The organism is Methyloglobulus sp. (assembly GCF_040079455.1).
GTDB lineage: Bacteria > Pseudomonadota > Gammaproteobacteria > Methylococcales > Methylomonadaceae > Methyloglobulus.
The window spans coordinates 1-26,235 of the sequence record NZ_JBEBKJ010000029.1; the positions used below are offsets into that span (position 1 = coordinate 1).

Genomic DNA, 26,235 nt, shown 5'->3' on the forward strand with positions numbered 1-26,235 from the left:
CAGTTGCTCCAATGTTTGATACCTCGCGTCTTCTTTTTCCATACGGATAAGACACAAAATAACGCTATAAGTTCAAACTTTATAAGGCCGTATCTATAATCAATAACGATTCTAGTGTTTAGCACGACTAACCACATAAACCCCGACTAATACCAAAAAAGTCCCTGCCAGTTGAGGAAGCGTCAATGCTTCCTCCAGTACAAAGAAGGCCAATATTAACGTACCTATTGGCCCCGCTGAACTTATAATCGAAGCCGATCCCGCACCAATGCGTTGAATGCCAGCATTCATTAAAAATGACGGCAGTACTGTTGAAAATATCGCCATGATGCTTGCTAAGCCATAAACCCTGCTAGGAATGTGCAAGGGGTAGCCGCCGTGTCTAATAATGAAATGCAATCCCGTTATCACACAGGCTGCCGTCATGGAATACGCAGTAAACCGTAATGAGCCAATTCGCTTAATCAATACGCCGCTACCGACCATAAAAATGGCAAAAGTCATTGCGCTACTGGCAACAAATGCTGAGCCGATGAGCAAACCCCCAGAATTCGACTCCATGTGCTGGTTGGCATAAACCAGAATAATGCCGGAATAACTCAGCAGCAATGCGATAAGCTGGTGGCGGTTGATAGCGTTACGGTAAACTCCTGCTGTCAAGAGGACAACAAAGGTCGGATAAAGATACAAAATCAAACGTTCAAGACCCGCAGAAATATACGCCAGCCCTTCAAAATCCAGCATGCTGGACAAATAATAGCCCAAGAATCCCAACACCATTACCATCAGCCAGTCTTGTGTTCTCATCCGATGCATTTCGCTGGTTTGTCTTGATGGTCGATTAGACCACACCGCGACAAACAGGAAGAATGGCAAAGAAATTGCCATCCGCAGCAACATTAAGGTGATGGCATCAAGCTGAGGACTGAAACTGTACGCCAGTTTGACCAGGATCGATTTGGCAGAAAAACCAAACGCGGCCAATAACACAAACACGCAGCCGATAATGACGTGCTGGCTATATTGTTGCGTGGTGAGGGGTGTAGCAGTTTGCACAAGATTCTCCTTTTATTGGAAATCGCGAATCTTGCAGGGGGAGCTTATTTGGAAATACTGCCAAAGCAACCGGAACAAGATCCGCTTTGCTTTGATAAATAATGAAACTAATTAATCCATAACAATGCGGCGGTACGCGAGAATAATCTTTCGCAGCCAACGCACTTGGTGTATTACAGAAAAAATAGTCATTGATGTGTCCATTGGCTCATTCTATGGATAACAGTATTTTTTGTCAAATCGTTGACTTGTTAAGGACAAACCGGGGCAATCGCGCTTAAAACCACTTGAAAATAGAATTTAGATGAGGTAATAAGCCTATCATTTTGATTTTTAATGGCAGAAAAACCAATGCCTTCTATTATCCATCACTTTTCGAATGAAATGCACCGTGTTTGCAGGAATGCCGCCAACGGTTGTTCATAGCCTCCCGTCGCCTCCATGACAATACGCGTCGAAAGTGGCTTATCAATATTCTTCAAACTGTTCAAACCCTTTAGGATTGTTGTCAGTATTTATAATTATTTGATTATTAAAAGAAACGTCCAATTTCCGTTTGGAAATATCAACACCTATGTTGTATTCGTATGTTTTTGTCATCATAATTAAATTCCTTGGTTCTCAGTCTTGTGGATACGGAATCTTAAGTTCCAGGCAACTGTTCGAGTTAAGGGGAATGATGTGGCGGCCATCGCTCTCCCACGGTTTCTTTAGAACCAGAGGGTTGTAAATTCTCGATTTTAAATCCCTCATCCCAACCTTCTCGGCAACAGCTCCTGCATTGCCCTACCATCTAGATCCATGTAGGCATCCCAGAGGGAGACGGCGCGAGTTCCATACTCGCTGCCGCACTTCCTCCGTCCTTGGAGGGCGAAGGAGTTTTTTGAATTTTTAGAGATTCCCCAAAGAGAGTTTCGTTTTTGGATTTTTCAAGATACAGTTTTTAACGAAACGACATAAAGAAATGGAAGAAGCAAGGCTTAATGCCTTGCGATACAATGTAAAGGCGGCTCTGCTAGGGCTGAATCTGAGTCTGCCCAAGTAAGGAAATACGTTTTGCAAATTACCATCAACAGCATAAGTTTCATCAAAAACCATCTTCTATTGCCGCTGATTGCTTTTGTGGTGCTTTTGCTGTGCATGGAATTTACGCAATTGGATCTTTGGCTTGCCAGCCACTTTTACAATACAGAACTTAAACTATGGCCTTATCGGGAACATTGGTTGACTCAAACCGTCTTGCATAAAGCCGGACGGTATATTGTGTATACCATTGGTGTTATGTTGTTGCTTTGTTGGCTTACAGCTTTCCGTTCAAAGTCAGCCTTGTCTGGTTACAGAAAGCACCTGACTTTTTTGTTGCTCGCCAGCTTGGCAGGGCCGCTTATCATCACCTACTTAAAAAGCCATACTCACATCTATTGCCCTTGGGATTTGGCACTATTTGGGGGCAATAAACCGCATATCAGATTATTCGATGCAATTGATAACCGCTTAACTGTCGGGCATTGCTTTCCATCAGGTCATTCAGGTTTGGGCTTTACTTTTGTCAGCCTGTATTTTTTCTTTTTGCTGGTGAAGCCGATTTATAAATATCACGGCTTGGTGGCTGGCTTGGTGGCTGGCTTTATCTTTGGTATTAACCAAGAAATACGTGGTGCTCATTTTTTTAGCCATGATGTGTTTGCTTTGGCGATTTGCTGGTTTTCATCATTGTTGTTGTTTATGATTTTTTTCTGTAGACAGTTTAAATAATTAAGGTTGAGGTTAATCTGGAACTCAGGTTGTCGTTTTAGTGTCAGCATGAAGGTAGTAAACGTATTTCAGTTATATTATAATTTTGATTCAATACCATAACTTAGGAGCTGACACTTATTGCTCCGGCCTTTTAAAGTTTTAAGCCAAGTCAATTGAATGTATTGATGCGCATGGCTTTAATTCAGAAATAATTCAAACTTCACAAGACCGAATCTATAATAATTTAGGAGTTAACCATGATCCATCAAGCACGATATTACTTTCGCCATATTAAAGAAGATGTTCCGGCTGGGATAGTCGTGTTCCTGGTCGCATTGCCTCTTTGTTTGGGAATTGCCTTGGCATCGGGAGTGCCTTTGTTTTCTGGCTTGATTGCAGGCTTGGTGGGCGGTTTGGTGGTGGCTTGGCTAAGTGGGTCGCAACTGAGTGTGAGTGGCCCGGCTGCTGGCCTTACGGTGATTGTGTTCAATGCGTTGCAAACTTTGGGCAGTTTCCAGGCACTTCTGGTTGCTTGTGTGCTGGCGGGTATCTTGCAACTGGTATTGGGTTTTTTAAAGGCCGGGGTGATTGCCTCTTTTTTCCCTTCCGCCGTTATTGAAGGCATGTTGGCTGCTATTGGTTTGATACTTATAATTAAGCAAATTCCCCATGCTGTCGGTTTTGATAATAGTTTCGAAGGTGATGAAAGTTACATGAAGGGAACGGCGGAATCGAGTTTTTTTGAATTGTTTGATTCTTTAAAAGCCATTTCGCCTGGCGCTGTTGTTATCAGCGTGGTCGGTTTGTTGATATTGATCGTGTGGGGATTGCCTTGGTTTAAAAAACAAGCCTTATTAAAGCTGATACCAGGGCCTTTGGTCACCGTTGTTTGGGGTGTTGGCTTCAATTTGTACGCCGCTAAATATGCACCAGAGTGGCAGGTTACCTCAAACCATCTTGTCAATTTGCCTGTCTCAGAGCAACCAAGCGATTTTTTAAACAATCTGGTGTTCCCGGATTTCAGTTATTTAAACAATCCACAAGTTTATGTTGTTGCTATCACCATTGCTATTATCGCCAGTCTGGAAACTTTGTTAAGCCTTGAAGCGACTGATAAGCTCGATCCGTTGAAGCGTTTGACACCCGCCAATCGTGAGCTTAAGGCTCAAGGTATCGGCAATATTATCAGTGGAATGTTAGGTGGTTTGCCGATGACGGCGGTTATTGTCCGTAGTTCTGCCAACATCAATGCGGGCGGCAAAACCAGCTTATCCTGTTTTATTCATGGCGTTTTCTTGTTAATCAGCGTACTGTTTTTTGCCCATTACTTAAACGCCATTCCTTTAGCTTGTCTAGCGGCTATCCTGCTACACACGGGTTATAAACTTGCGAAACCTTCAATGTTCTTTGGCTATTACCGTAAAGGCATGAGCCAATTATTGCCGTTTGTCATTACGGTTGGTGCTATTTTGGTGACGGACTTGTTAAAAGGTATGGCAATCGGCATGGCAGTCGGTTTATTTTTTGTGATTAAAGCCAATTACCATGCGGCAATCACGATGACTATGACTAAGAACAAGCGGAGTAACCATTACCTGATTACGCTCAATAAAGATGTTTCCTTCTTGAATAAGGCGTTGCTGAGAAAGTTTATCTTGCTTGTTGAAGAAAACAGCACAGTTACGATCGATGCCCAAAAAGCCCAATTTATCGATCATGACATTCTTGAAACGATTGATGATTTTTTGGCCTCCGCACCGGATAGCAACATTCGTGTCGAGACCATTGATTTATATGGGAAGGAAAAGTTCAAAGATCATCAAGAGTTGGTTATATTGGATGATGTAGCACCTGTTTCGCATTAACGCCCAGTCACCTCAAAAAAACGACGCATTGATGCTTTTTAAGCCAAACAAATGTTTTAATCTATGCCAATACCTGATCCTAGCGTAAAATTCTGGGATTTTGTAAGTAAGATGACATAAGATCGCATGGGAATTCTTAGCCTGTTACTTTGGATGCCTGCATTGGGTGTTGTGTTTTTGGCGTTTACGCCGGGGCAAAAGCTAGCGGTTATTCGAAGCCTGGCGCATTTGTTCAGCACACTGACTTTGTTAGTGAGCCTTTGGTTGTTGTTTATTTATAACCAGCACAGCGCTGATATTCAGTTCAGTGAAAATTTCCCCCTAAATCCCGATCTGGGTAGTGAATATGCGCTTGGTGTTGATGGCCTATCGATGCCGATGGTGATTTTGGCTACTTTGCTCACCTCCGTTGCGTTACTGGCTTCGTTTTCCATTACCGAAAGCATTAAGGGCTACCATCTGTGTGTACTTTTACTTGAGTTCGGCATACTTGGGGTATTTTTAGCGCAGGATTGGGCTTTGTTCTATACCTTCTGGGAAGTCACTTTAATCCCGATGTTTTTTCTGATAGGCCGTTGGGGTGGTAAGCGACGACACGCAGCCAGTCTTAATTTTGTGCTGTACACCATGGGTGGCTCGGTATTTATGCTGATTAGCTTATTGGCGATCAGTGAATACGACTTGGAATATGAAGGCACATTAATGACCTCCATGCACCAAATGGCTAAGGATATGCCGTGGCAGGAGCAGGTTTTGGTGCTGTTGGGATTTTTGATTGGCTTCGGTGTTAAATTGCCGATTTTTCCTTTGCACGGCTGGCTACCTTTGGCGCATGTGGAAGCGCCCAGCCCCATCAGTATATTATTATCGGGCATCTTATTAAAAATGGGCGCTTACGGTTTGATTCGGGTAATGGTGATGTTGCCGGAAGCGACGCATATTTTGCAGCCGTTGTTGGTTTTTCTGGCACTGTTTGGAATGCTCTATGGCGGTTTGTTGGCCTGGAGGCAAACAGACCTCAAAGCAATGGTGGCGTATTCGTCGATCAGCCACATGGGGATTGTGTTGCTGGGCATGTCTACGTTGACTGAAACAGGGCTGATGGGTGCAGTGCTGCAAATGACCGCGCACGGTTTGATTGCGGGCGCATTATTCTTGTTGGTTGGCTTACTGTATGAGCGCACCCATACCCGCAACATTCAAGATTACAGCTCACTGGTTCAAGTAATGCCGCGCTTTACCTTGTTAATGACAGTGGTGTTGTTAGCTTCTATGGGGTTGCCGGGTTCCGTGGGTTTCATTGCTGAATTCCATACGCTTATTGCGGGTGTTCAACAATGGGGTGGACTCATGGCTCTGTTTGGTGTTGGCATGCTAATCAGTGCCAGTTATGCCATACGCACCATCGGTGTGTTATTTACTGGGCCGGTTCGACCTACTATGCAAGTTCTTCCTGATCTGAATACCGTCGGCTTATTAGCGGCAGGCCTTTTAGTGGTGGGTATTGTGTTTTTTGGTTTGCTACCCCAAGCCCTCATTGAATTATCGGCGGCAACGGTCAGTGACTTAAGCGCAATGATAAAACAGCGTCCCCTATAAGCTTATGGTTATGCAAGACAACAACGAGACTGCCCGTGCGTTGATTATTAAGGCATTGCATGATTTGGATCATGTTTTGCCAGCACAAGCGCCGATACGCGACTTCGTACACCATAATACCTTGCATGGCTTTCAGCATTTGCCCTTTGAGCAAGCATTATCAGAGTTTGAAGCCTTGACTGGTATTTCCGGTTATCTTCCCGAGGCACAGTACCGTGGTATTTATCAACAAGGCCGTATCACTGAACGTGATTTGGCCGCTGCAATCAAGGCACAGCCTGGATTAACACCGGAACAGACTGTGTGTGCTAGTGGTGAAAAAACTATTAAGCGGCAGGACATTTACTATTTGGCTTTGTTATTTGATTTTCGAGCAGTGTCTATCAGTCAGTTAAACTGGCAGATTGAAGAGCTTGGGGCATTAAATACTGTACAAGCCGATGTTCCAAATGAAGTACGTGATCGTTGGGTAGCAGGTAATTCAGGTAGAAATATTAAAGGGCTATGGGAAGCTGTTTTAAGCAAGCTCGGCCTGAACTATGCCGCCTTACATCCTGAAAATATGCTGGATTTATCGCTGGAACAAACAGAAGACTGGCTCACACAGCATCAACAAACATCCGTCGATGCCACACATTCTGCTACCCAGCAGCAAGCTATTGTTATGCTTGACGAATTAATCGCTAACATAGGTGAAACACGAACCTTAGCATCTGTGGTGCGGGCTTTAACGGGCGTGGATATTCTGGACATTATACGTCCACGGCTGATACGGATATGTGCGGCGGCTTTGGATGAGGGGCTTGCCGCATGGCCTATGCCGCAACTCGCGCAATTGGGCTTATACGGTGCTTGGCGGACAACTATTCGCTACGATGTTAATGCGTTTTTACAAGACCTACCCGATGGATCAGCGATTATTGCTGAGTTACCAGAGGATGCTATTGCTGCCATCATTTTTCAATTAAATCACCTGGAAATACCGCAAACCCAATGGCATGGCTACTTGCACCGACTGGCGCTGGAATTGCCTGGATGGTTTGGTATGATTAATTGGCGGCAGCAACATGCTGGTTACCACGCTAATAACAAGAATATTCCAGCATTGGCGGATTGCTTGGCGATTCGGTTGACGCTGGATCGCCTCTGGTTAAATCAAGTCTGCCGTGATGTTTGGAAAATAGAAGCCAAATTGGGTGTGCTGCAAAGTTATTTTCGCAAAAATTTATCCGAAGTGATGGTGCGGAGGTATCTGTACCAAGGCGATTTGCCGGAGTACTTAACTCGCAAGGCGGAGACTTTAGTTCTGCGTGCAGGGTCTGAGCGGAATAACCGTCAAGATTGGCAACAGATGGCTGATTTGATAGCGACATGGCAAATCAGTCCGCTGGCTGAAAAAAACACCGGCCATACCGTCACCAACAGTGGCTGGCGCTTATTTCGGTTAGTGCAGCATTTGGGCTTATGTGTTGATAATGTTCAGCTGATGGATAAAGCTGATGTGTTGGCGCTGTTAACGGTATTGGATGAATTTACCCCAGAGCAACGCAATCAAGTCTGGTTAGACGCTTACGAGAAAAATTACCGCAATGCGTTGTTTCAAGGGCTGCACGAGAATCATAATCGGGGCCGCTGGAATATACGTAAACAGCGGCCAGAAGCACAAATTATCATGTGTATGGATGAGCGTGAGGAAAGTTTTCGTCGTCATTTGGAAGAACTGAATCCGGCCATTGAAACTTTGGGGGTGGCCGGTTTTTTTGGTATACCCATGAATTACAAGGGGTTAGATGCTGCACACTCAACGCCGTTGTGTCCCGTCGTAGTAACCCCAGTTCATGAAGTGGATGAAATTGCCAAGCAAGGCCATGAAAAAAACTTGCTTGCCCACCAAAAGGGACGACGTTTATATCAAAGAATCGGTTACCTTGTACATCAGCTTCCACGCCGCAATTTATTGTTATCAAGCTTGGCAATATTTTTCCTGGCATCTTTTACTGTGGCTGGGCTGTTGACTAAAATACTGATGCCGAGCAGCCATAAACGCTTTGCTGACTGGCGGTTACGTACTTTTGTTCCATCAGTTGACACTGAGTTGGCATTTATCTCGACCGATAACGAAACTAAAGCCTCAGTGCAACATCCCAAACTCGGATTTACCGATGTTGAACAAGGTGAGCGTGTTGCGTCATTGTTACGCATGATAGGACTTACTGATGGTTATGCACGCATTATTGTGTTATCAGGTCATGGGTCAACCAGTCAGAACAACCCACACGAAGCAGCCCATGATTGCGGTGCGTGTGGAGGTCGGCAAGGTGGGGCGAATGCACGGGTATTTGCAGCGATGGCGAATCGCCCCGAGGTTCGTGTATTGCTGGCCGGACAAAACATTATTATTCCTGATGACACTTGGTTTGTGGGCGTACAGCACGATACCTGTAGCGATGCTATGAGTTGGTACGATTTGGATGCAATACCCGCGTCGCTACAAGAGGATTTTCAGCGTTTCAGAACCCAAATAAACCAAACACAAGCCTTGTCAGCCCATGAGCGTAGCCGACGTTTTGCTTCGGTTGAGCGCAATGCTACTCCTGCGGATGCGTTTCGGCATGTGACCTTGAGGGCGCGGGATTTAAGCCAGGTACGTCCTGAATTTGGACATGCCAGTAATGCGGCGGCGATAATCGGTCGTCGTGCTATAAGTCAAGGGCTGTTTTTGGATCGACGACCCTTTTTGATTTCTTACGATCCAACCCAAGATCCAAGTGGCGCTATTCTAGAAAATATATTACTGACCGCAGGCCCCGTCGGTGCAGGTATTAACCTGGAATATTATTTTTCTACCATTGACAATGATCGTTTCGGATGTGGCACCAAAATACCCCATAACGTAACAGGCTTGTTTGGCATTATGGAAGGTACGAGCAGTGACTTACGCACAGGTTTACCACTACAAATGGTAGAAATCCATGAAGCAATGCGCTTGCAGATTGTGGTGGAAGCTAAAGCCTCGGTGCTGGAAAAAATTTATCACCGTCAGCCGGATCTTGCCGAATTGATTGGTGGTGGCTGGGTGTTCCTAAGTGTTAAAGATCCCGATGACGGTATGATTTACACGTTTGAGCGGGGTATTGGTTTTGTGCCTTGGCAAGCCGGGGCAGGAAGTTTGCCGATTTTTGACAATTCTTCCGATTGTTATCGCGGTCAGATGCAACCCGTATCGCCTGCCTTAATCAAGCAGCCTGAAATGCTGAGGGTTTGATGATGGATGCCTTAGTTATTTTCATTCCGTTATTGCCATTGCTGGCGGGTATTATTGTTGGGCTGGGGACAGTTTGCGGTGTATTGACTGGTGAAGATAAGGAATCTTTGGCTGCCGATATTAGCCTTTGGGCAATAACTATGTCGTGTTTGCTGTCGCTGGTTACATTGGGTGCTGATTTATTAGGTAAAAACTCCGGTACTTTTGAGGCAGGTGAGTGGTTAAAGTGCGATTCTTTGGTTGTATCAGTCAATTTTATTAGCGCGGGATTTAATATTCGTTTGGCGACCTTGTTTGCTGTCTTGCTCGCCATCATCATGCGTTTTTCTATTGCTTACATGCACCGAGAAGCAGGTTACTACCGGTTCTTTTTTATCTTTAATGTGTTTGCGTTTGCAATGCTTGTATTGGTGTTGTCAGGCAACGCAGTTATTACCTTTATGGGTTGGGAAATCGCTGGTTTATGCTCTTATCTATTGATTGCCTATGCTTATGACCGCCCTATTGCCGCCGCTAATGCGACGCGGGTTTTTGTCACTAACCGCATCGGTGATGTGGGTTTTGTGCTTGGTATCGGTTTAAGTTATGTGTTGCTGGGCAGTGTTAACTGGCTGGATATTAAAGACCAAGCCACTAGCTTAGATGTTGGCGAGGCGACAGGTTTAGCCTTTTGTTTTGCTGTAGCCGCTTTTGCAAAATCAGCGCAACTGCCTTTTACGCTGTGGTTGGCAAAGGCCATGGAAGGGCCAACGCCATCAAGTGCGGCATTTTACGGCGCAGTAATGATACATGCCGGTATTTATCTGGTGATCTTTCTGCAAGCGATTTTTGAGCAAGCTCCTTTGATTATGGGCTTGTTGGTGTTTGTCGGTTTGTTGACGGCGGTGTATAGCTATCTGGTGGGCTTAACACAAACCGATGTCAAGAGTTCCCTGGTGTTTGCGACATCCGGCCAATTGGGGCTGATGTTTATGGAATGCGGCCTGGGGTTTTGGCAGTTGGCGAGCTGGCATCTTGCTGCCCATGCAATTGTTCGGGGCTATCAAGTGCTAACTGCGCCCTCACTGTTGCACAATGTCCATGAAAATCCCGTCCAATCGGTATCGCCTTTTCTGGCACGTTCGAACTGGCTTTATTTGGCATCGGTACAGCGGTTTTGGCTGGATCAAATGATCGATTGGGGCTTGGCTAAACCCGTTCGGCAATTAGCGCATGACCTAAGCTATTTTGATGACCATGCGCTTGATCGGCTGATGGGTTTTTCCGCACCCGCTATTAATGCGGTCGCTACACTGGCACAATTAAAAGAAAAATCCATCGGTGCACAGTTGGATAATGATATTGACGATTTTTCCCATGGCACCGGTTTGGCGGGTACATTAACGCATTGGATCGCCGGCAGTATGAATTGGCTGGAAAAACATTTGGTGCTTGAAGGGGTGAGCAATAAAACCCTCGCTAATAGCCGTGAACTAGGCCGTTTCGTTAATGGAATTGAACGTAAGGTGCTGCGACCTCGCTATCTGGTCTTGTTTGTCTTCATCACCTTGCTAGTCACATTTTGACGATTATGTTAAGCCACTCTTTGACGGCTATGCCAAGTGACTTACTGACGGCTACGTTAACCGCTTTCTGAAGCCTATGCTTATTACGACTAAACTTTGGGCTGAGTCTGCCGCCTTTCCGCTATTATCCACGCTAGTTTTAGTGCCGTTGTTAGCTGTGTGTGCTGTTCTTTGCGTTAAATCACCTGTGACCGCCTCGCGTATTGGTCTGGCTGCCACGCTAGTCAATATGGTATTGAGCGTTTACCTGTTAATAGTTTTTGATACTGGCAATTTTGCCATACAACTGGCCGAGCAATTCCAATTTTCAGGCTTTAGTTATAGCGTTGGGGTTGATGGTGCAAATATCCTATTCATTCCGCTTACGGCATTGTTAACGGTGCTGGCACTGATTTACACTACGATTACCCGCCATGCAACGGATAGGGTATTTATCGCGTGTTTACTGTGTTATGAATGCGTGTTAATAGGCGCTTTCACAGCTTTAAATGTTCTGCAATTTTGGCTTTGGTGTGTGCTTGAGCTGTTGCCGGTGATCGTTTTAACCCTGCGTGCGGGTACTGGGCAGCAGCGTCAGCGTAGCCTTAGCTATGTTTTGAAATACTGGCTTAGTGGCTTACTGATGTCCTTATGTGGTTTTTTGCTACTGGCATTTGGCTTGATTGATTCCGAACACAGCCTGACTTTCGATTGGCTGACCTTAAAACAAAACAACGTCTATTTACATGATGAAACGTTGATTTTCATTTTGCTGTTTTATGGCTTTGCCATTCGTATGCCGCTGTTTCCTTTTCATGGTTGGTTACCGGTATTGGCTGAACAGGGTACGGTTGCCAGTGCCTTTATCTTCCTAGTCGGCTTAAAGTTGGGCGTTTATGCCGTGATACGTTTTATTTTGCCGATGATTCCTGGTGTTGCTGAACAATGGGCAAGCTTTGTAGTGATTTTAGGTCTACTCAGTGTGTTTTACGGCGCGATATTGGCGCTGATGCAAATAAACATTCGCCGACTGCTGGCATTTGCAGTAATCAGTCATACTGGCATGTTGGTGATAGGTGTGTTTTGTTTTAATGACTACGGCTTGGAAGGGACGTTACTGCTTTCTATCGCTTATGGTTTGGCGACTGCTGGTATGTTTTTCAGTACCGGTTTGATTTATGAGCGTACGCGCACCGCTTTTCTGCCCCGTTTAGGGGGGGTATTTGATACCAATGCGCCCTTGGCTTTTCTATTTTTGATTTCTGCGTTAACTACTATGGTAATGCCTGGTACGCCCGGATATGATGCCGCACATTTACTTATCGAAGGCGTTATTGAGGAAGATGGTTGGTTGATTGCGATTGGGATTTTAGTCGGCAATGTGTTAGCAGCGGCATTTTTGTTATGGGCTTTTCAGCGAATATTCTTTGCCGCACCTAAACATAAGTATTGGCCGTCCCACAGTCAACATCATTCGACTAAAAAAGAACGTGCAATTGCTATCGTCATTTGTGCCTTGCTAATGGGTACTGGTTTTTATACAACTCCGTGGTTGAAGTTTATAGACCAGGAAGCGGTTGCCATGCACGAACAATATCCTGTCCACAGCATCCCAAATAGTTCACCCTTCATTGAGCCTGATGGTACACCAGAGCAAAACGATGCCCCTGATGCCCATGAGTGAAGCCAGTTTCCCCCTATTGAGCTGCATTATTCTGTTGCCTTTGCTAGGGGCGATTGTTGTGGGTGTGATACGAGATGTCAATCTGGCGAAAAAAACAGGATTGATTATTGCCAGTATAGAGTTGGTATTGACGTTGCTGTTGTTGCCGCAATTCAATGCCGATGACGGCAACATTCAATGGGTTGAACGCCATGCCTGGATACCCAGCCTTAATGTTGAATATTTGATCGGTATCGACGGTATTTCGGTGTTGTTTTTGCCGATGACGGCCTTATTGACCTTGATGAGCGTCCTGGCTTCCTGGAATACCATCCAGCATTTATCCCGTTTTCATCTAGCACTGTTGTTGGTGCTAGAAGGCGTTACTCTAGGGGTATTTTGCGCCTTGGATTTGGTGCTGTTCTTTTTGTTTTGGGAACTGACCTTACCGCTTATTTTCTTTTTGATAGGCTTGTGGGGCATAGGTGCAGAACGCCGTTTGGCTGCCATCAAATACACCTTATTTATGCTGTTTGGCGGCATTTCGCTGTTGCTCGCTATTATTATCCTTGCGCTTAATCATTCTGCCCAGTTACCGGAAGGTGGCATTGCTCAGGAGCTGATTTTTAACTTACCGGCGCTATTAAAAACACCTTTGCCGGAACATTTACAAACCATCGTCTTTGTGTTGTTACTGTTGGGGTTTGCTGTTAAAGCACCTTTGCCGCCTTTCCATACCTGGTTACCTACGGTAGCGATGGAAGGATCCCCTCATACGACAGCACTGCTGGTTGGTTTAAAGCTTGGCGTTTATGGCATTATCCGCTTTACCCTGCCCTTAGCTCCTTCTGCCGCCGTCGAATACAGCTGGGTACTTGGCGTCCTGGGCGCGATTACGCTTATTTATGGCGCATTGATTGCATTGTACCAAACCAATTTGCGCCGTTTGTTAGCGTACGCCAGTATCAGCCATGTCGGCTTAGTAATTATTGGCATCGCCTCATTGAATATGCAAGGCATCCAAGGCGCGCTATTCCAGTTGTTCAACTTTACGATAATTGCCAGCTCGTTGATGTTGATTGCGGGATTTATCCAACACCGCCTAGGCAGTACCGAAGTCGTCCATTTGGGCGGTTTGGCTAAAGTCATGCCAAAATTGACTTGTTTTTATTTTATATTTACCTTAGCAAGTATTGGAATACCTGGCACTAGTGGTTTCCCAGCAGAATTATTACTGATAATCAGTGCATTGGTTGCCCATCCCAGCTTAGGTATCGCTGCGCTTGCCGCTGCGGTATTGGGCGCAGCCTATATGCTGGACTTCACACGGAAAGCGTTTTTCGGCTCGATTATCCATCAAACGGTTCGACAGTGCCAGGATTTGCGCCGCCGCGAACTACTGCTTTTGTGTGCGCTAGCTTTGTTGGTTCTGGTATTCGGATTATTTCCTAATCTTATCTTGCATACGCATGAAAAAGCCGCAGATATGTGGTTATCCCAGATTTTAGAACAGCCCATTAAAAGTGATGAGGTTGCTGATATGGATTTATCTGAATAATCGTAACCCCGAATGTAGAAGGTTTTTTAAAAACTAAGGAATACTAGGTCTGTTTTCAACAGAGTACCTATTACAATAATTATCAATTAAACATGCGCTTATCTATACAACCTTGCAACACCTTACCTACCGACATCAAGCTGCATCAAGTTTCCGGCATTCTTGAAATCCACTTTGATAATGGGCAAGCCTTTAATTTGCCTTGCGAATATCTTCGAGTTTACACACCATCCGCAGAAGCCTTGGGACATGGCCCTGGGCAGGAAATTCTCCAGGTTGACAAAGAAAATGTTACGATAAACGAAATAAAACCCATCGGTAATTATGCAGTCGCGTTTGTCTTTAGCGATGGGCATAGCACAGGCATTTACAGTTGGGATCTCCTTTACAAGCTCGGTGCTGAGTATCCGACCCTTTGGGCAGATTACCTGCACAGGCTTGAACTGGCAGGACATCAACGCAAACCTACAGACAACACGGTAACAAAATGACAGAAAACACCACCCATTTCGGCTTTAAGCGGGTCGCTGCCGAAGAAAAAGCCAGTATGGTACGCGGCGTATTTGATTCGGTCGCGGAACATTACGACATCATGAATGATCTAATGTCTATGGGCGTACACCGCATATGGAAACGCATAGCCGTGCAATTGAGCAACGTCCGCAAAGGCGAGCAAGTGCTTGACCTGGCTGGCGGCACGGGCGATCTCAGCACTTTATTCGAGCAACGGGTAGGCGATGAGGGCAATGTCGTCCTGGCCGACATCAATGCCCAGATGTTACGCACAGGCCGTAACCGCCTGATTGATCGCGGCTTGGTCGGCAACGTGCAATACACCCAGGTCAATGCCGAATGTTTGCCGTTTGCCGATAATTCTTTCGATTGCGTGTGCATTGCGTTTGGCTTACGCAACGTCACTGATAAGGATGCGGCCTTGCGTTCCATGTACCGCGTGTTAAAACCGGGTGGTCGTGCCATCGTCCTGGAGTTTTCCCATCCCGTCGACCCAATTACCGAGAAAGTCTATGATTTTTACTCATTCAACCTGCTGCCGAAAATAGGCAAATGGGTGGCAAAAGATGAAGAAAGTTACCGTTATCTGGCAGAATCTATCCGTATGCATCCTAAGCAGGATGAACTGAAAGCCATGATGGAAACTGCGGGCTTTGAACGTTGTGAGTATTTCAATATGACGCAAGGGATTGTGGCGGTGCATCGGGGATACAAGATTTAGGTAATTATGTACGTCCCAAAACATTTTGAAATAACTGATGTTAAGGTGATGCATGAATTGATTCATGATTATCCTTTAGCCACGTTGGTAACGATGTCAGCAAATGGGTTAAACGCAAACCATATTCCAATACATCTTAACGCCATGCCCGAGCCTTACGGTACTTTACAAGGCCATGTGGCACGATCAAATCCGTTACTTGAAGATATTAATGGTGAGAATCAATCACTCGCAATTTTTCACGGGCCGAATGCTTATATCACTCCATCTTGGTATGAAACAAAGAAAGAACACGGAAAAGTAGTGCCTACATGGAATTATGTTGTCGTTCATGCTTACGGTAATTTACAGGTAGTCGATAAACCGGAATGGTTACGCGCTCAACTCGAAACGCTTACCGATCAAAATGAGTCACAATTTTCAGAACCATGGGCTGTAGCTGATGCACCCACAGAGTTTACCGAAAAATTGTTTGAATCGATCGTCGGAATTGAAATGAAAATTACCAAACTGCTTGGTAAGTGGAAGGTCAGCCAAAACCAGCCCATGCAAAATAAAGTAAGTGTAATTAAAGGCTTGAAGGATAAGCAGCAACAAGACATGGCAGATTTGGTTGGCAAAAATGAATATTAAATCCGTCCCGTATTTCAGCTATTCGCCAAACGATATTTCTAAAATGCCAGAGCAAAATTATTACCATAATGAAAATAGCATTTTCTCCGTTCGTCCTGAGCTTGTCGAAGGATGGATGGAGAAAATCACAACTAATATCTTTTTATAAACGGCTGATATGTTTTGGTTTTATATTCTTCGATGTTCCGATGGCAGCTACTACACAGGGCATACCGATAATATAGAACGCCGTATGGCTCAATATCAGGTTGGTGAATGCACGGGATATACTTCATCGCGTCTTCCAGTCGAGCTTAGCTGGTCACAAGAAACCGCAACCCGTGAAGAAGCTTTGTCGGCAGAGCAGCAAATCAAAGGCTGGAGCCGTAAAAAGAAAGAAGCCATGATACGGGGCGATTGGGCGGAAGTGAGTCGTTTAGCCAAAAGCAACTCCCTTCATCCTTCGACAGGCTCAGGACGAACGGATTTGCTTTTACGTGACGACAACAGGTAACAAGTTAATTGTTTTGGATTCAACAAAAAATACAATTGAAATAATGCTAATCAACCCCCTCCTAATCGCCGCCCTAGAAACAGCCCTCAACCGTTATCTAGCGCTAGATAACAATAAAGATGACTTGCTTATCCCCTTAAAAGGCAAAATCATCGCGCTGACTATGCAACCATTCAATGAAACTCTTTATCTTTGCCCAGCCAGTGATTCCATCCAGATTATCGATCAAATCACTGGCCAGCCTGATACGACCATCAGTGGTTCGGTATGGGCATTAGGGTTTATGGGCATCAGCACAAAACCGATGCGCTCAGTTTTCTCAGGCGAGATTAAAATCGAAGGCGACATCCAGACTGGAAAGCAATTTCAGGCTGTGTTCAAAAAATTGGATATTGACCTCGAAGGCTTGCTTGCCCAATATATTGGTGCCGATCTTGCAAACCACATCAGCCAATTCTTCCGATCCGGTCAGGAATGGGGCAAAGAAACCATCGAGACATTCAAACTCAACACCGCCGAATTTCTGCAAGAAGAAACCCGTGATTTACCGGCCAAACCGGAAATCGATATTTTTTATCAACAAGTTGACGAGCTACGAAACGCTTCTGACCGACTTAACAGCCGTGTTGAACGCTTGATTAATTCCATAACAACAAAAACAGAAGAAAGGCCTTAAGTGTTCTATCCGAGAATCATATTCCGCCTCATCCACATCAACTGGGTGCTGGTTTCCCACGGCCTGGATGAAATCGTTTTCAAAACGCATTTGTTCCGCCCAGTACGCTATTTTGCTGTGTTTTCCCCTGGCTATTGGCTTAAGCCCAAAACCGAACCGCGTGCGGTAAGGATCAGGCGGGCATTGGAGGATCTTGGCCCTATCTATGTAAAATTTGGTCAAGCCTTATCGACACGGAAAGACTTACTGCCAGAAGATATTGCCGACGAACTGGTCAAGTTACAAGATAGGGTGCCTCCTTTTGCCGCCGAAACTGCCCGTAAAATCATTGAATCTGAGCTGGGGATGAGTATTTCCCAGGCATTCGCCAAGTTTGAGCCTGAACCTATGGCATCGGCTTCGGTCGCGCAAGTCCATGCAGCCGAATTACATGACGGCACACAAGTTATCGTTAAAGTATTACGCCCAGATATAGAAGAAGGCATTCAGTCCGACATCGGATTGCTGTACGAATTGGCACGGATTGCCGAAAAGTTTTGGGTAGATGCAAAGCGGTTGCGGCCTATGGAAGTGGTTGCCGAATTTGAACGTAGCACCTTAGATGAACTCGACTTACTTAGGGAAGCCGCCAACGCGGCTAAATTGCGCCGTAACTTTGAGCATTCGGAAATCCTTTACGTGCCTGAAATATATTGGGATTTTTCCCGTCGAAAAGTCATGGTCATGGAACGGATTCACGGCGTACCCGTCGGCGAGACCGAGCGCCTGAAAAAAGAGGGCGCGGATTTCAAGTTGTTGGCAGAACGCGGCGTTGAGATATTCTTTACCCAAGTATTCAGGGATAATTTTTTCCACGCCGATATGCATCCGGGCAATATCTTCGTCGATCTGCCAGCAAAGTATATTGCCGTTGATTTTGGTATCGTCGGCTCGCTGTCATTGACCGACCAGCATTACCTGGCAGAAAACTTCCTGGCCTTCTTCAACCGGGATTACCGGAAAGTCGCGCAAATGCACGTCGAATCGGGTTGGGTGGATAGCTCAACGCGGATTGAGGAATTTGAATCGGCTATCCGCAGCGTGTGCGAGCCGATTTTTGAAAAACCGCTGAAAGACATAAGCTTTGGGCAACTGTTGCTGCGCTTGTTCCAAACCGCCCGCCGTTTCGACATGCACGTGCAACCGCAACTGGTGCTGCTGCAAAAGACCTTGCTCAATATCGAAGGTTTGGGCAGGCAGCTTTATCCCGACCTGGACTTATGGCAAACCGCCAAGCCGTTCCTGGAAAAGTGGTTCAAGGAACGGATGAGTCCTAAAGCCAAAATCACCAAGTTGTTCAAACAATTTCCCGAAGTCGCCGAACATTTCCCAGAAATCCCAACCTTACTGTTTAAAACTTTGGACAACGCCGCTAATTCCCAGAAACGGGCGGAAAATCAGCAAAGGGAGTTGGTATTGTTACGTGAACAGATGGAGGCACAGCACCGCAATACCTTATGGTCTATTTATATTGGTGCTATTTTGATTAGTTTGGCGGTTTTGTTACGATAATCAAAACCATTCCTGATCACATACAGGTTGCAGCGAAAATCAAAACGGTTACGATTCCATTAACCCTTTAAACGTCGTCACCCCGGCAAGGATTGCCGGGGTCTAGGTTACATGGATGTATACTTACACCACCTAACTTAACTGGCGAGTCACATCCCTGTGTTCTGGATATCGGCAAGCGGCGCAAGTTCCTACTTGCCTGCCGCACTTCCGCCATCCTTGGCAGTCGTCCCTGTCGGTATGACGGGTACTTGAAGGTTATCGATTCGGCTGAAAGTTGTACGCAACCAGGAAACTATTTAATATCCTGTTGACCATACAAAAAAATCTCGATTTGTTGTACATTACTGCTACTAAACCGTAACACATAAGCCTTATTCACATAAAAACTTACGAGGAAAAAACTATGGTATCTCTTAACCCCCCTGTCTGCGATTTTGGCGTGAGAGCGCCAGATTTTAAATTACTTGGTGTTGACGGGAAAACTTGGACATTACAGGAATGTATGGGCAGGAGTGGCTTATTGGTCATGTTTATCTGCAACCATTGCCCTTATGTCAAAGCCGTGCATGGACGTATCCTCCGTGATGCCCTTGAATTAAAGGGTTATGGCATTGAATCAGTTGCTATTATGTCCAATGACACGGCCAACTATCCTGAAGATTCTTATGAAAACATGCAGCGTATTGCTGCAGAATATAACTACCCTTTTCCTTATCTGATTGATGAAACACAGGAAATAGCCAAGGATTATGGGGCAGTCTGTACGCCGGATTTCTTTGGCTATAACACGGATTTTGAATTGCAATACCGGGGTCGTCTGGATGCCAGCCGAAAAGAGACTGCTCCCGATGGCACTAGGCGCGACCTGTTTGAAGCCATGAAACTTGTTGCCCATACTGGTCATGGCCCACAAGACCAAATATCAAGCCTCGGCTGTTCCATCAAATGGAAAGAAGAAGCCGTTGAAGCGTAACACTAACAACACAAAACGAGAGAAAGAAATATGTCGATAAAAAGAATGGTTGATCTGGATTTGGCTGGCAAGCGAGTATTAATCCGCCAAGACCTGAACGTGCCTGTCAAAAACGGTAAAGTCACCAGCGATATTCGCATCCAGGCCAGCGTGCCAACTATTGAAAGAGCATTGGCAGCTGGGGCTGCGGTCATGGTCATGTCACATCTAGGCCGTCCGGTTGAAGGCCAATTTGATGAAGAATCCTCACTGAAACCCGTTGCTGAAAGGTTGTCTAGTTTATTGGGTAAGCCTGTGCGGCTGGAGCGCGACTGGCTGGATGGCATCACCGTCAATCCAGGCGAAGTCGTGTTATGCGAAAACGTACGCTTTAATGTTGGCGAAGAAAAAAACAGTGATGAGTTAGGTAAAAAAATGGCCGCTTTATGTGACGTGTTTGTTATGGATGCTTTCGGAACTGCCCACCGGGCACAAGCATCAACCCACAGCGTCGCAAAATTTGCCCCGATTGCATGTGCTGGCCCGTTACTCGGCAACGAACTCGATGCCTTGGGTAAGGCGTTGGAAACGCCTACCAAACCGTTGGTTGCGATTGTCGGCGGATCTAAGGTCAGCACTAAATTGACGGTGCTTAAATCTTTGTCTGAAAAAGTCGATCAACTTATCGTTGGTGGTGGCATTGCCAATACTTTTATTGCGGCGATGGGGTTTCCTGTCGGAAAGTCGCTTTATGAACCCGACTTGATTGAAGAAGCCAGGAGTTTGATAGCCGCCGCAAAAACCGCCGGCTCAGCTATTCCAATACCTACCGATGTGGTCTGTGCCAAAGAGTTTTCGGACAGTGCTGTGGCAACCGTTAAACAAGTCGCCGACGTTGAAGCCGATGATTTGATCCTCGACATCGGCCCCGATACTGCCAAGCAGTATGCTGAGATCCTGAAATCAGCAGGAACTATTGTTTGGAACGGCCCAGTCGGCGTATTTGAAATCGACCAATTCGGCGAAGGCACTAAAACTTTATCAATGGCAATTGCCGAAAGTCCTGCTTTTTCGATTGCAGGCGGCGGCGACACCCTCGCAGCAATCGACAAGTATGGCATTGAGGACAAGGTGTCTTATACCTCGACCGGAGGCGGGGCATTTCTTGAATTTCTTGAAGGTAAGGAATTGCCTGCTGTTGCTATATTAGCATCGAGAAGTTAGTAATATTATCAAAACATTACATTTTTTATTTAAAGCTAAAAATAACGACCTTGTGTTTTTTATTTGGTTTAATGATAAACGTGTTAAATTAGAACCTATTGACCGTAAGTCTGGTCTTACAAAGCAACCCTACAATATAAAGGAAACCAAATGGCTAGAGTCACTATCGAAGATTGTTTAGAACATGTAGAAAACCGCTTTAAATTGGTTTTACTGGCAGGGACTCGTGCGCGACAACTCAGCCATGGCGCGACCGAATTTTTGCCGCGTAACAAAGATAAAGACACTGTGCTTGCCTTACGGGAAATAGCAGAGGGTCATGTTACTGAAGAGAACATCAACCTGTTGCACCGTACCGGTGAAACACACGATATTCCTCCTATGTTCTAAATGTAACTATGTTAGAAGTTGCTGACACTATCGAGCTTGAGCGTCCACAGGATAAGCTTATAAGACGTTTGTGTTCAGCATTATCCGGTTATCTGGATAAAGCCCAAGTTGACGACTGTGTGCGTGCCTATGAGTTTGGCTCAAAAGCGCATTCAGGCCAGTTACGAAAAAGCGGCGAAGCTTATATTTGCCATCCGGTCGCGGTTGCCATCAGTCTTGCTGAAATGCGGATGGATGCAAATGGCATTATGGCGGCTATCTTGCATGATGTCATCGAAGACACGGGTGTAAGTAAAAAAGAAATAGCAAAAATCTTTAATCCTGAAGTTGCTGAATTAGTCGATGCCGTCACCAAGCTGACTAAGATCGACAGCAAATCCCACGCCGAAACCCAAGCCGAAAATGTCCGTAAAATGTTCCTTGCAATGGGCAAGGATTTGCGCGTTATCATGGTCAAACTCGCCGATAGATTGCATAACATGCAAACGCTAGGGGTTATGCCTGCTGAGAAAAAACGCCGTATCGCTCGTGAAACCCTCGATATTTATGCACCCATTGCCAATCGGCTGGGGATGAACAACATCCGGCATAAGCTCGAGGCTTTAAGTTTTCAGGCGATGTATCCTCGACGCTATAGCATTCTGGATAATGCCTTAAAAAAAGCCCGTGGCAATCGGCGCAAAGTTATCGACGTTATTGAGACCACCCTAAAAAACCGTATTACTCAAGACAAGTTGACCTGCGAGGTATCAGGACGGGAAAAAAATCTCTATAGCATCTACCAAAAAATGCTGAACAAGAAAGTTTCCTTGACTGATGTCTTTGATGTCTACGCCTTTCGTATATTCTGTAACAACGTGGATGATTGTTACCGTATTCTGGGTATCGTCCATAATTTATACAAGCCCATACCAGGACGGTTCAAGGATTATATCGCTTTACCTAAGGCTAATGGCTATCAGTCCTTACATACCGTACTCATAGGGCCTTATGGGTTTCCTATCGAGATTCAGATTAGGACGCACGAAATGCACCGCATGGCAGAATCCGGTATCGCGGCGCATTGGTTGTATAAATCCGATGATGACAACAACGATAGGTTTCAAGACCGCGCCAATGAATGGCTGCGGGACTTATTGGAAATCCAGCAATCAGCGGGCGATTCCCTGGAGTTTATCGACAACCTGAAAATAGATCTTTTCCCGCAAGAAGTTTTTGTATTTACCCCCAAAGGCGAGATAATCAAAATGCCCCGGGGCGCAAGCATTATTGATTTTGCTTACGCTGTGCATACCGATATTGGTAATGCTTGTGTTTCTGCACGGGTTGATCGAAAACTGATACCGCTACAAACCAAACTCGAAAATGGGGTGACGGTTGAAGTTATTACTGCCATCTGGGCCAGGCCTAATCCGCTGTGGCTGAATTATGTCATCACCGCGAAAGCGCGGTCTGGGATTCGAAATTATCTCAAAAACTTTAAACAGCAAGAGGCTATCAGCTTAGGTCGCCGCCTTTTAGATAAAGAATTGCAAGCTATGAATGTACAGCTTGAAAATATCGACAAGTCTCGAATCAAGTCACTACTTGAAATAAGTGACAAACATACGTTGGATGAATTACTGGAAGATATTGGCTTAGGCAACAAAATGCCATTCCTGATAGCTAAACGGCTTACCCAGTCTGATGTGCATGCGGCAGTTCGACTGGAAGATAATGATCAAACCCAGAGAGCGCCGCTAGTCATCAAAGGCACAGAGGGAATGGTAATAACGCTTGCTAAGTGTTGTCGTCCTATTCCTGGCGATTCTATTATCGGCTTTTTTAATCCTGGTAAGGGTATCGTCGTGCATCATCATGAATGTAGGAACAGCAACGAGGTCAGAAAAAAACAAACTAGTTGGTTGGACGTTGAGTGGAGCCAAGATGCAACAGGTGAATTTTCTGCTGAACTTCGCCTTGAAGTACTCAATCAGCGTGGTTCCCTGGCAACGGTGGCCTCGACGATTTCAGAGCATAATTCCAATATTGAAAATGTCACGGTGATCGAGCAAGATTCTCGCCTCTCCGTAGATCTAATCACCGTTAGCGTTAAAGATCGTGTGCATTTAGCTAAAATTATGCGAAAGCTGAAAGAGTTGCCCATTGTTATAAAAATCACCCGGGTAAAAGCGTAAAACCAAGCCCTTTCATGCTTAAGTTCCTGCTGCGTAATCGAAATACCCTCTACAAAATTATCACACCAAAATGACCAAAGAAATCATCAATACGGATCAAGCTCCACAAGCCATAGGCACGTATTCACAAGCTGTTAAAATAGACCATACAGTTTATTTATCAGGGCAAATTCCCTTGGTCCCTGAAACCATGGTGTTAGTCGAAGGTGATATTTCTGCACAAATTACACAAGTGTTCAATAATTTGAAGGCAGTTGCAGAAGCAGCCGGTGGCAATTTATCCGATATTGTGAAACTGAATGTTTTTTTGGTGGATTTAGCGCACTTCCCCATCGTCAATGAAATCATGGGTCGATTTTTTCAAGCACCTTACCCCGCGCGTGCCGCTGTTGGCGTTGCTGCATTACCTAAAGCCGCACAAGTGGAAATGGATGCGGTTATGGTTCTTACCCGATAGGATTCTCTGGCTGATACTGAAAAACGCCAGCTTAATCCTTTATCCTGTCGTGTCGGTAGTCAATCATGAGTAATCACGACATACTTAAGCGATCAGTGATGACCTTGACGGGAATAGGCAGCCGGACTGCTGCTAACCTGGAAAAACTTGGAATAACAATTATACAAGACCTGTTGTTTCACCTGCCCATCCGTTACGAAGACAGAACCCGTACTTACCCAATAGCTAAACTTTCGGCTGGAATGTCAGCACTCATCAGCGGTAAGGTTGAATTCATAGATATGTTACCAAGAGGCCGCAAAAGCCTAATCTGCCGGATTAACGATGGCACGGGTTTTATCGACTTACGGTTTTTCCATTTTACCGCCCAGCAGCACAATACGCTCAAGCCGGGAACAGCGATCAGTTGTTTTGGGGAAGTCCGGTTTGGCTATGCCGGACTGGAAATGGTTCATCCTGAATACACGGTCATTTCATCACCTGGTAAGGCAATCACGGAATCCCATTTAACACCGGTATACCCACTGACAGAAGGGCTTAACCAGAATGTGGTCAGGAAAGCAGTCAAGCAAGCACTAGCCATTTGCGATGATACCGCACAAGCATTAAGGGATTTGCTTCCCGATGCAGTCCTTAAGCAGCAGCATTACCCGTCATTAGCAGAAGCAATTAAGACCCTGCATGCGCCAGATGCAATAATAACCATCGAAGCCCTGCAAAACGGCAGTGTCCCTGCACTTAAACGACTGGCGTTTGAAGAACTGCTAGCCCAACATCTCAGTCTCAAACTTGCCAAACACAAGGCAAAAGCTTGGCAAGCGCCGTGTTTTATTGCCGACACTGCTGTGATCAAACTATTCATTGATTCTTTACCCTTCAAACTGACTGGCGCGCAAATGAGGGTAATGGCGGAAATTGCAGCGGATTGCACACAGCTCCATCCAATGATGCGCTTGGTGCAAGGCGATGTCGGTTCTGGCAAAACGATAGTCGCCGCTTATGCAGCCTTGCTGGCTTTGGCTGCTGGTTACCAGGTTGCCATTATGGCCCCAACAGAATTATTGGCAGAGCAACATTACCGCAATTTCAGCGGATGGTTTAATCTGTTTGCTACCCAAATCACGTTGTTCACAGGGCAAGTAAAAGGCAATTCACGCAAGGAAATTTTACTGGCGTTGCAAGACGGCGCAACAAGCATTGTGATAGGTACTCATGCCTTATTCCAGGACGGAGTCAATTTTCATCGCTTAGGCTTAATCATCATCGACGAACAACACCGTTTCGGTGTGCATCAAAGGCTGGCATTACGCGCAAAAGGCCAGCAAGGCAGTATGAGACCTCATCAACTGGTCATGACCGCTACGCCCATTCCGCGCACCTTAGCGATGTTACAGTATTCTGATCTCGACATCTCCATCATTGACCAACTGCCACCTGGCAGGAAACCCGTTACCACCAGCGTCATTCCAAGTGAGCGGCGCGACGATGTCATTAGCCGGATCAACAACTGGGTAGCTAATAAAAAACAGGCTTATTGGGTGTGTACACTGATCGAAGAATCGGAAATTCTTCAGTGCGAAGCCGCCGAAAAAACAGCAGAACGGCTTGCAACAGTATTGCCCGAAGTGCGCGTCTCGCTATTGCATGGACGGCTGAAAGCCGCCGATAAAGAATCCATCATGCTGGCTTTCAAAAATCATGAAATTGACCTGTTAGTCGCCACCACCGTCATAGAAGTGGGCGTTGATGTGCCTAATGCTAGCTTGATGATTATCGAAAATCCCGAAAGACTAGGTTTGTCCCAACTGCATCAATTACGAGGACGAGTAGGGCGAGGCAGTGACGACAGTTTTTGCCTGCTAATGTACCAATCGCCCTTGTCCGATAATGCCCGTCAGCGATTAGGTATCCTGCGGGACAGCAACGACGGCTTCTTGATTGCCGAGAAGGATTTGCAGTTACGTGGCCCAGGTGAGGTCATGGGTACCCGCCAGACTGGACAAGTGAATTTTAAGGTTGCCGATTTGGTCAGGGATGCCGATTTGCTGGATAATATCCCGACTATCGCCGATTCCCTTTTTGCTGATACGCCCGAAGCTATAGCGCCATTAATCGACCGCTGGTTAGGTCGCAATCCCGATTATTCCGAGGTTTAAAC

The 26,235-nt window shown here is 45.6% G+C and carries 21 protein-coding genes; 19 read left to right on the forward strand and 2 right to left on the reverse strand.

Annotation, left to right across the window (positions count from 1 at the left end; all coding sequences use genetic code 11):
* Positions 1–111: 111 nt before the first annotated feature.
* Entirely contained in the window at positions 112–1,056 is a 945-nt protein-coding gene (locus ABL924_RS08195; RefSeq protein WP_349026596.1) for a DMT family transporter, read from the reverse strand.
* 468 nt (positions 1,057–1,524) lie between these two features.
* Positions 1,525–1,659 (reverse strand): hypothetical protein, encoded by a 135-nt coding sequence (locus ABL924_RS08200; RefSeq protein ID WP_349026597.1) that lies wholly within the window; start codon positions 1,657–1,659, stop codon positions 1,525–1,527.
* 453 nt (positions 1,660–2,112) lie between these two features.
* Here ABL924_RS08200 and ABL924_RS08205 point away from each other — a divergent pair, with 453 nt between their 5' ends.
* The 19 genes from ABL924_RS08205 to recG all read left to right on the forward strand — a co-directional run bounded on the left by ABL924_RS08205 (position 2,113) and on the right by recG (position 26,233).
* Entirely contained in the window at positions 2,113–2,811 is a 699-nt protein-coding gene (locus ABL924_RS08205; RefSeq protein WP_349026598.1) for a phosphatase PAP2 family protein, read from the forward strand.
* 239 nt (positions 2,812–3,050) lie between these two features.
* Positions 3,051–4,658, forward strand: a complete 1,608-nt coding sequence (locus ABL924_RS08210; protein WP_349026599.1) for a SulP family inorganic anion transporter — start codon at positions 3,051–3,053, stop codon at positions 4,656–4,658.
* A 126-nt stretch (positions 4,659–4,784) separates the two neighbouring features.
* Complete coding sequence (locus ABL924_RS08215) at positions 4,785–6,257, forward strand: NADH-quinone oxidoreductase subunit M (RefSeq protein ID WP_349026600.1); 1,473 nt, start codon at positions 4,785–4,787, stop codon at positions 6,255–6,257.
* A gap of 10 nt (positions 6,258–6,267) precedes the next feature.
* Positions 6,268–9,522, forward strand: coding sequence for a DUF2309 domain-containing protein (locus tag ABL924_RS08220; protein ID WP_349026601.1), 3,255 nt, complete (start codon positions 6,268–6,270; stop codon positions 9,520–9,522).
* Positions 9,522–11,087 carry a proton-conducting transporter membrane subunit gene (locus tag ABL924_RS08225; protein ID WP_349026602.1) on the forward strand — a complete coding sequence of 522 codons (1,566 nt, stop codon included), beginning with the start codon at positions 9,522–9,524 and terminating at the stop codon, positions 11,085–11,087. Before ABL924_RS08220 ends, ABL924_RS08225 begins: the two co-directional genes overlap by 1 nt.
* A gap of 76 nt (positions 11,088–11,163) precedes the next feature.
* Positions 11,164–12,750, forward strand: coding sequence for an NADH-quinone oxidoreductase subunit M (locus ABL924_RS08230; RefSeq protein WP_349026603.1), 1,587 nt, complete (start codon positions 11,164–11,166; stop codon positions 12,748–12,750).
* The gene (locus tag ABL924_RS08235; RefSeq protein WP_349026604.1) at positions 12,728–14,287 is read left to right on the forward strand and encodes an NADH-quinone oxidoreductase subunit M; all 1,560 of its coding nucleotides are present in this window, start codon (positions 12,728–12,730) and stop codon (positions 14,285–14,287) included. The genes ABL924_RS08230 and ABL924_RS08235 overlap by 23 nt, the downstream gene beginning before the upstream one ends.
* 92 nt (positions 14,288–14,379) lie before the next feature.
* On the forward strand, positions 14,380–14,778 hold the full coding sequence (locus ABL924_RS08240) for a DUF971 domain-containing protein (protein ID WP_349026605.1): 399 nt from the start codon (positions 14,380–14,382) through the stop codon (positions 14,776–14,778).
* Complete coding sequence (gene ubiE / locus ABL924_RS08245; protein ID WP_349026606.1) at positions 14,775–15,521, forward strand: bifunctional demethylmenaquinone methyltransferase/2-methoxy-6-polyprenyl-1,4-benzoquinol methylase UbiE; 747 nt, start codon at positions 14,775–14,777, stop codon at positions 15,519–15,521. Before ABL924_RS08240 ends, ubiE begins: the two co-directional genes overlap by 4 nt.
* A 6-nt stretch (positions 15,522–15,527) precedes the next feature.
* The gene (locus tag ABL924_RS08250) at positions 15,528–16,154 is read left to right on the forward strand and encodes an FMN-binding negative transcriptional regulator (protein ID WP_349026607.1); all 627 of its coding nucleotides are present in this window, start codon (positions 15,528–15,530) and stop codon (positions 16,152–16,154) included.
* Positions 16,155–16,311: 157 nt separating this feature from the next.
* Positions 16,312–16,647 (forward strand): GIY-YIG nuclease family protein, encoded by a 336-nt coding sequence (locus ABL924_RS08255; protein WP_349026608.1) that lies wholly within the window; start codon positions 16,312–16,314, stop codon positions 16,645–16,647.
* Between the two features lie 43 nt (positions 16,648–16,690).
* Entirely contained in the window at positions 16,691–17,323 is a 633-nt protein-coding gene (locus ABL924_RS08260) for an SCP2 sterol-binding domain-containing protein (protein ID WP_349026609.1), read from the forward strand.
* Positions 17,324–18,874: a ubiquinone biosynthesis regulatory protein kinase UbiB gene (gene ubiB, locus ABL924_RS08265; protein WP_349026610.1), complete on the forward strand. Its 1,551-nt coding sequence runs from the start codon at positions 17,324–17,326 to the stop codon at positions 18,872–18,874.
* 406 nt (positions 18,875–19,280) lie between these two features.
* The gene (locus ABL924_RS08270; protein WP_349026611.1) at positions 19,281–19,850 is read left to right on the forward strand and encodes a thioredoxin family protein; all 570 of its coding nucleotides are present in this window, start codon (positions 19,281–19,283) and stop codon (positions 19,848–19,850) included.
* 30 nt (positions 19,851–19,880) lie between these two features.
* Positions 19,881–21,053 carry a phosphoglycerate kinase gene (locus ABL924_RS08275; protein ID WP_349026612.1) on the forward strand — a complete coding sequence of 391 codons (1,173 nt, stop codon included), beginning with the start codon at positions 19,881–19,883 and terminating at the stop codon, positions 21,051–21,053.
* A 150-nt stretch (positions 21,054–21,203) separates the two neighbouring features.
* Entirely contained in the window at positions 21,204–21,443 is a 240-nt protein-coding gene (gene rpoZ / locus ABL924_RS08280; protein ID WP_349026613.1) for a DNA-directed RNA polymerase subunit omega, read from the forward strand.
* An 8-nt stretch (positions 21,444–21,451) separates the two neighbouring features.
* Complete coding sequence (locus ABL924_RS08285; protein ID WP_349026614.1) at positions 21,452–23,620, forward strand: bifunctional (p)ppGpp synthetase/guanosine-3',5'-bis(diphosphate) 3'-pyrophosphohydrolase; 2,169 nt, start codon at positions 21,452–21,454, stop codon at positions 23,618–23,620.
* A 70-nt stretch (positions 23,621–23,690) separates the two neighbouring features.
* Positions 23,691–24,077, forward strand: coding sequence for a RidA family protein (locus tag ABL924_RS08290; protein ID WP_349026615.1), 387 nt, complete (start codon positions 23,691–23,693; stop codon positions 24,075–24,077).
* A gap of 65 nt (positions 24,078–24,142) precedes the next feature.
* Complete coding sequence (gene recG / locus ABL924_RS08295) at positions 24,143–26,233, forward strand: ATP-dependent DNA helicase RecG (RefSeq protein WP_349026616.1); 2,091 nt, start codon at positions 24,143–24,145, stop codon at positions 26,231–26,233.
* The last annotated feature ends 2 nt before the right edge of the window (positions 26,234–26,235 follow it).

Bases quoted from the DNA above. Each gene is read 5' to 3' on its own strand.
- ABL924_RS08240 (WP_349026605.1), top strand. From the start codon at position 14,380: ATGCGCTTATCTATACAACCTTGCAACACCTTACCTACCGACATCAAG.
- ABL924_RS08275 (WP_349026612.1), top strand. From the start codon at position 19,881: ATGTCGATAAAAAGAATGGTTGATCTGGATTTGGCTGGCAAGCGAGTA.
- rpoZ (WP_349026613.1), top strand. From the start codon at position 21,204: ATGGCTAGAGTCACTATCGAAGATTGTTTAGAACATGTAGAAAACCGC.
- ABL924_RS08210 (WP_349026599.1), top strand. From the start codon at position 3,051: ATGATCCATCAAGCACGATATTACTTTCGCCATATTAAAGAAGATGTT.
- ABL924_RS08220 (WP_349026601.1), top strand. From the start codon at position 6,268: ATGCAAGACAACAACGAGACTGCCCGTGCGTTGATTATTAAGGCATTG.
- ABL924_RS08290 (WP_349026615.1), top strand. From the start codon at position 23,691: ATGACCAAAGAAATCATCAATACGGATCAAGCTCCACAAGCCATAGGC.
- ABL924_RS08225 (WP_349026602.1), top strand. From the start codon at position 9,522: ATGATGGATGCCTTAGTTATTTTCATTCCGTTATTGCCATTGCTGGCG.
- ABL924_RS08215 (WP_349026600.1), top strand. From the start codon at position 4,785: ATGGGAATTCTTAGCCTGTTACTTTGGATGCCTGCATTGGGTGTTGTG.
- ABL924_RS08260 (WP_349026609.1), top strand. From the start codon at position 16,691: ATGCTAATCAACCCCCTCCTAATCGCCGCCCTAGAAACAGCCCTCAAC.
- ABL924_RS08255 (WP_349026608.1), top strand. From the start codon at position 16,312: ATGTTTTGGTTTTATATTCTTCGATGTTCCGATGGCAGCTACTACACA.
- ABL924_RS08270 (WP_349026611.1), top strand. From the start codon at position 19,281: ATGGTATCTCTTAACCCCCCTGTCTGCGATTTTGGCGTGAGAGCGCCA.
- ubiE (WP_349026606.1), top strand. From the start codon at position 14,775: ATGACAGAAAACACCACCCATTTCGGCTTTAAGCGGGTCGCTGCCGAA.
- ABL924_RS08285 (WP_349026614.1), top strand. From the start codon at position 21,452: ATGTTAGAAGTTGCTGACACTATCGAGCTTGAGCGTCCACAGGATAAG.
- ABL924_RS08235 (WP_349026604.1), top strand. From the start codon at position 12,728: ATGCCCCTGATGCCCATGAGTGAAGCCAGTTTCCCCCTATTGAGCTGC.
- ABL924_RS08250 (WP_349026607.1), top strand. From the start codon at position 15,528: ATGTACGTCCCAAAACATTTTGAAATAACTGATGTTAAGGTGATGCAT.
- ABL924_RS08230 (WP_349026603.1), top strand. From the start codon at position 11,164: ATGCTTATTACGACTAAACTTTGGGCTGAGTCTGCCGCCTTTCCGCTA.
- ABL924_RS08200 (WP_349026597.1), bottom strand. From the start codon at position 1,659: ATGATGACAAAAACATACGAATACAACATAGGTGTTGATATTTCCAAA.
- recG (WP_349026616.1), top strand. From the start codon at position 24,143: ATGAGTAATCACGACATACTTAAGCGATCAGTGATGACCTTGACGGGA.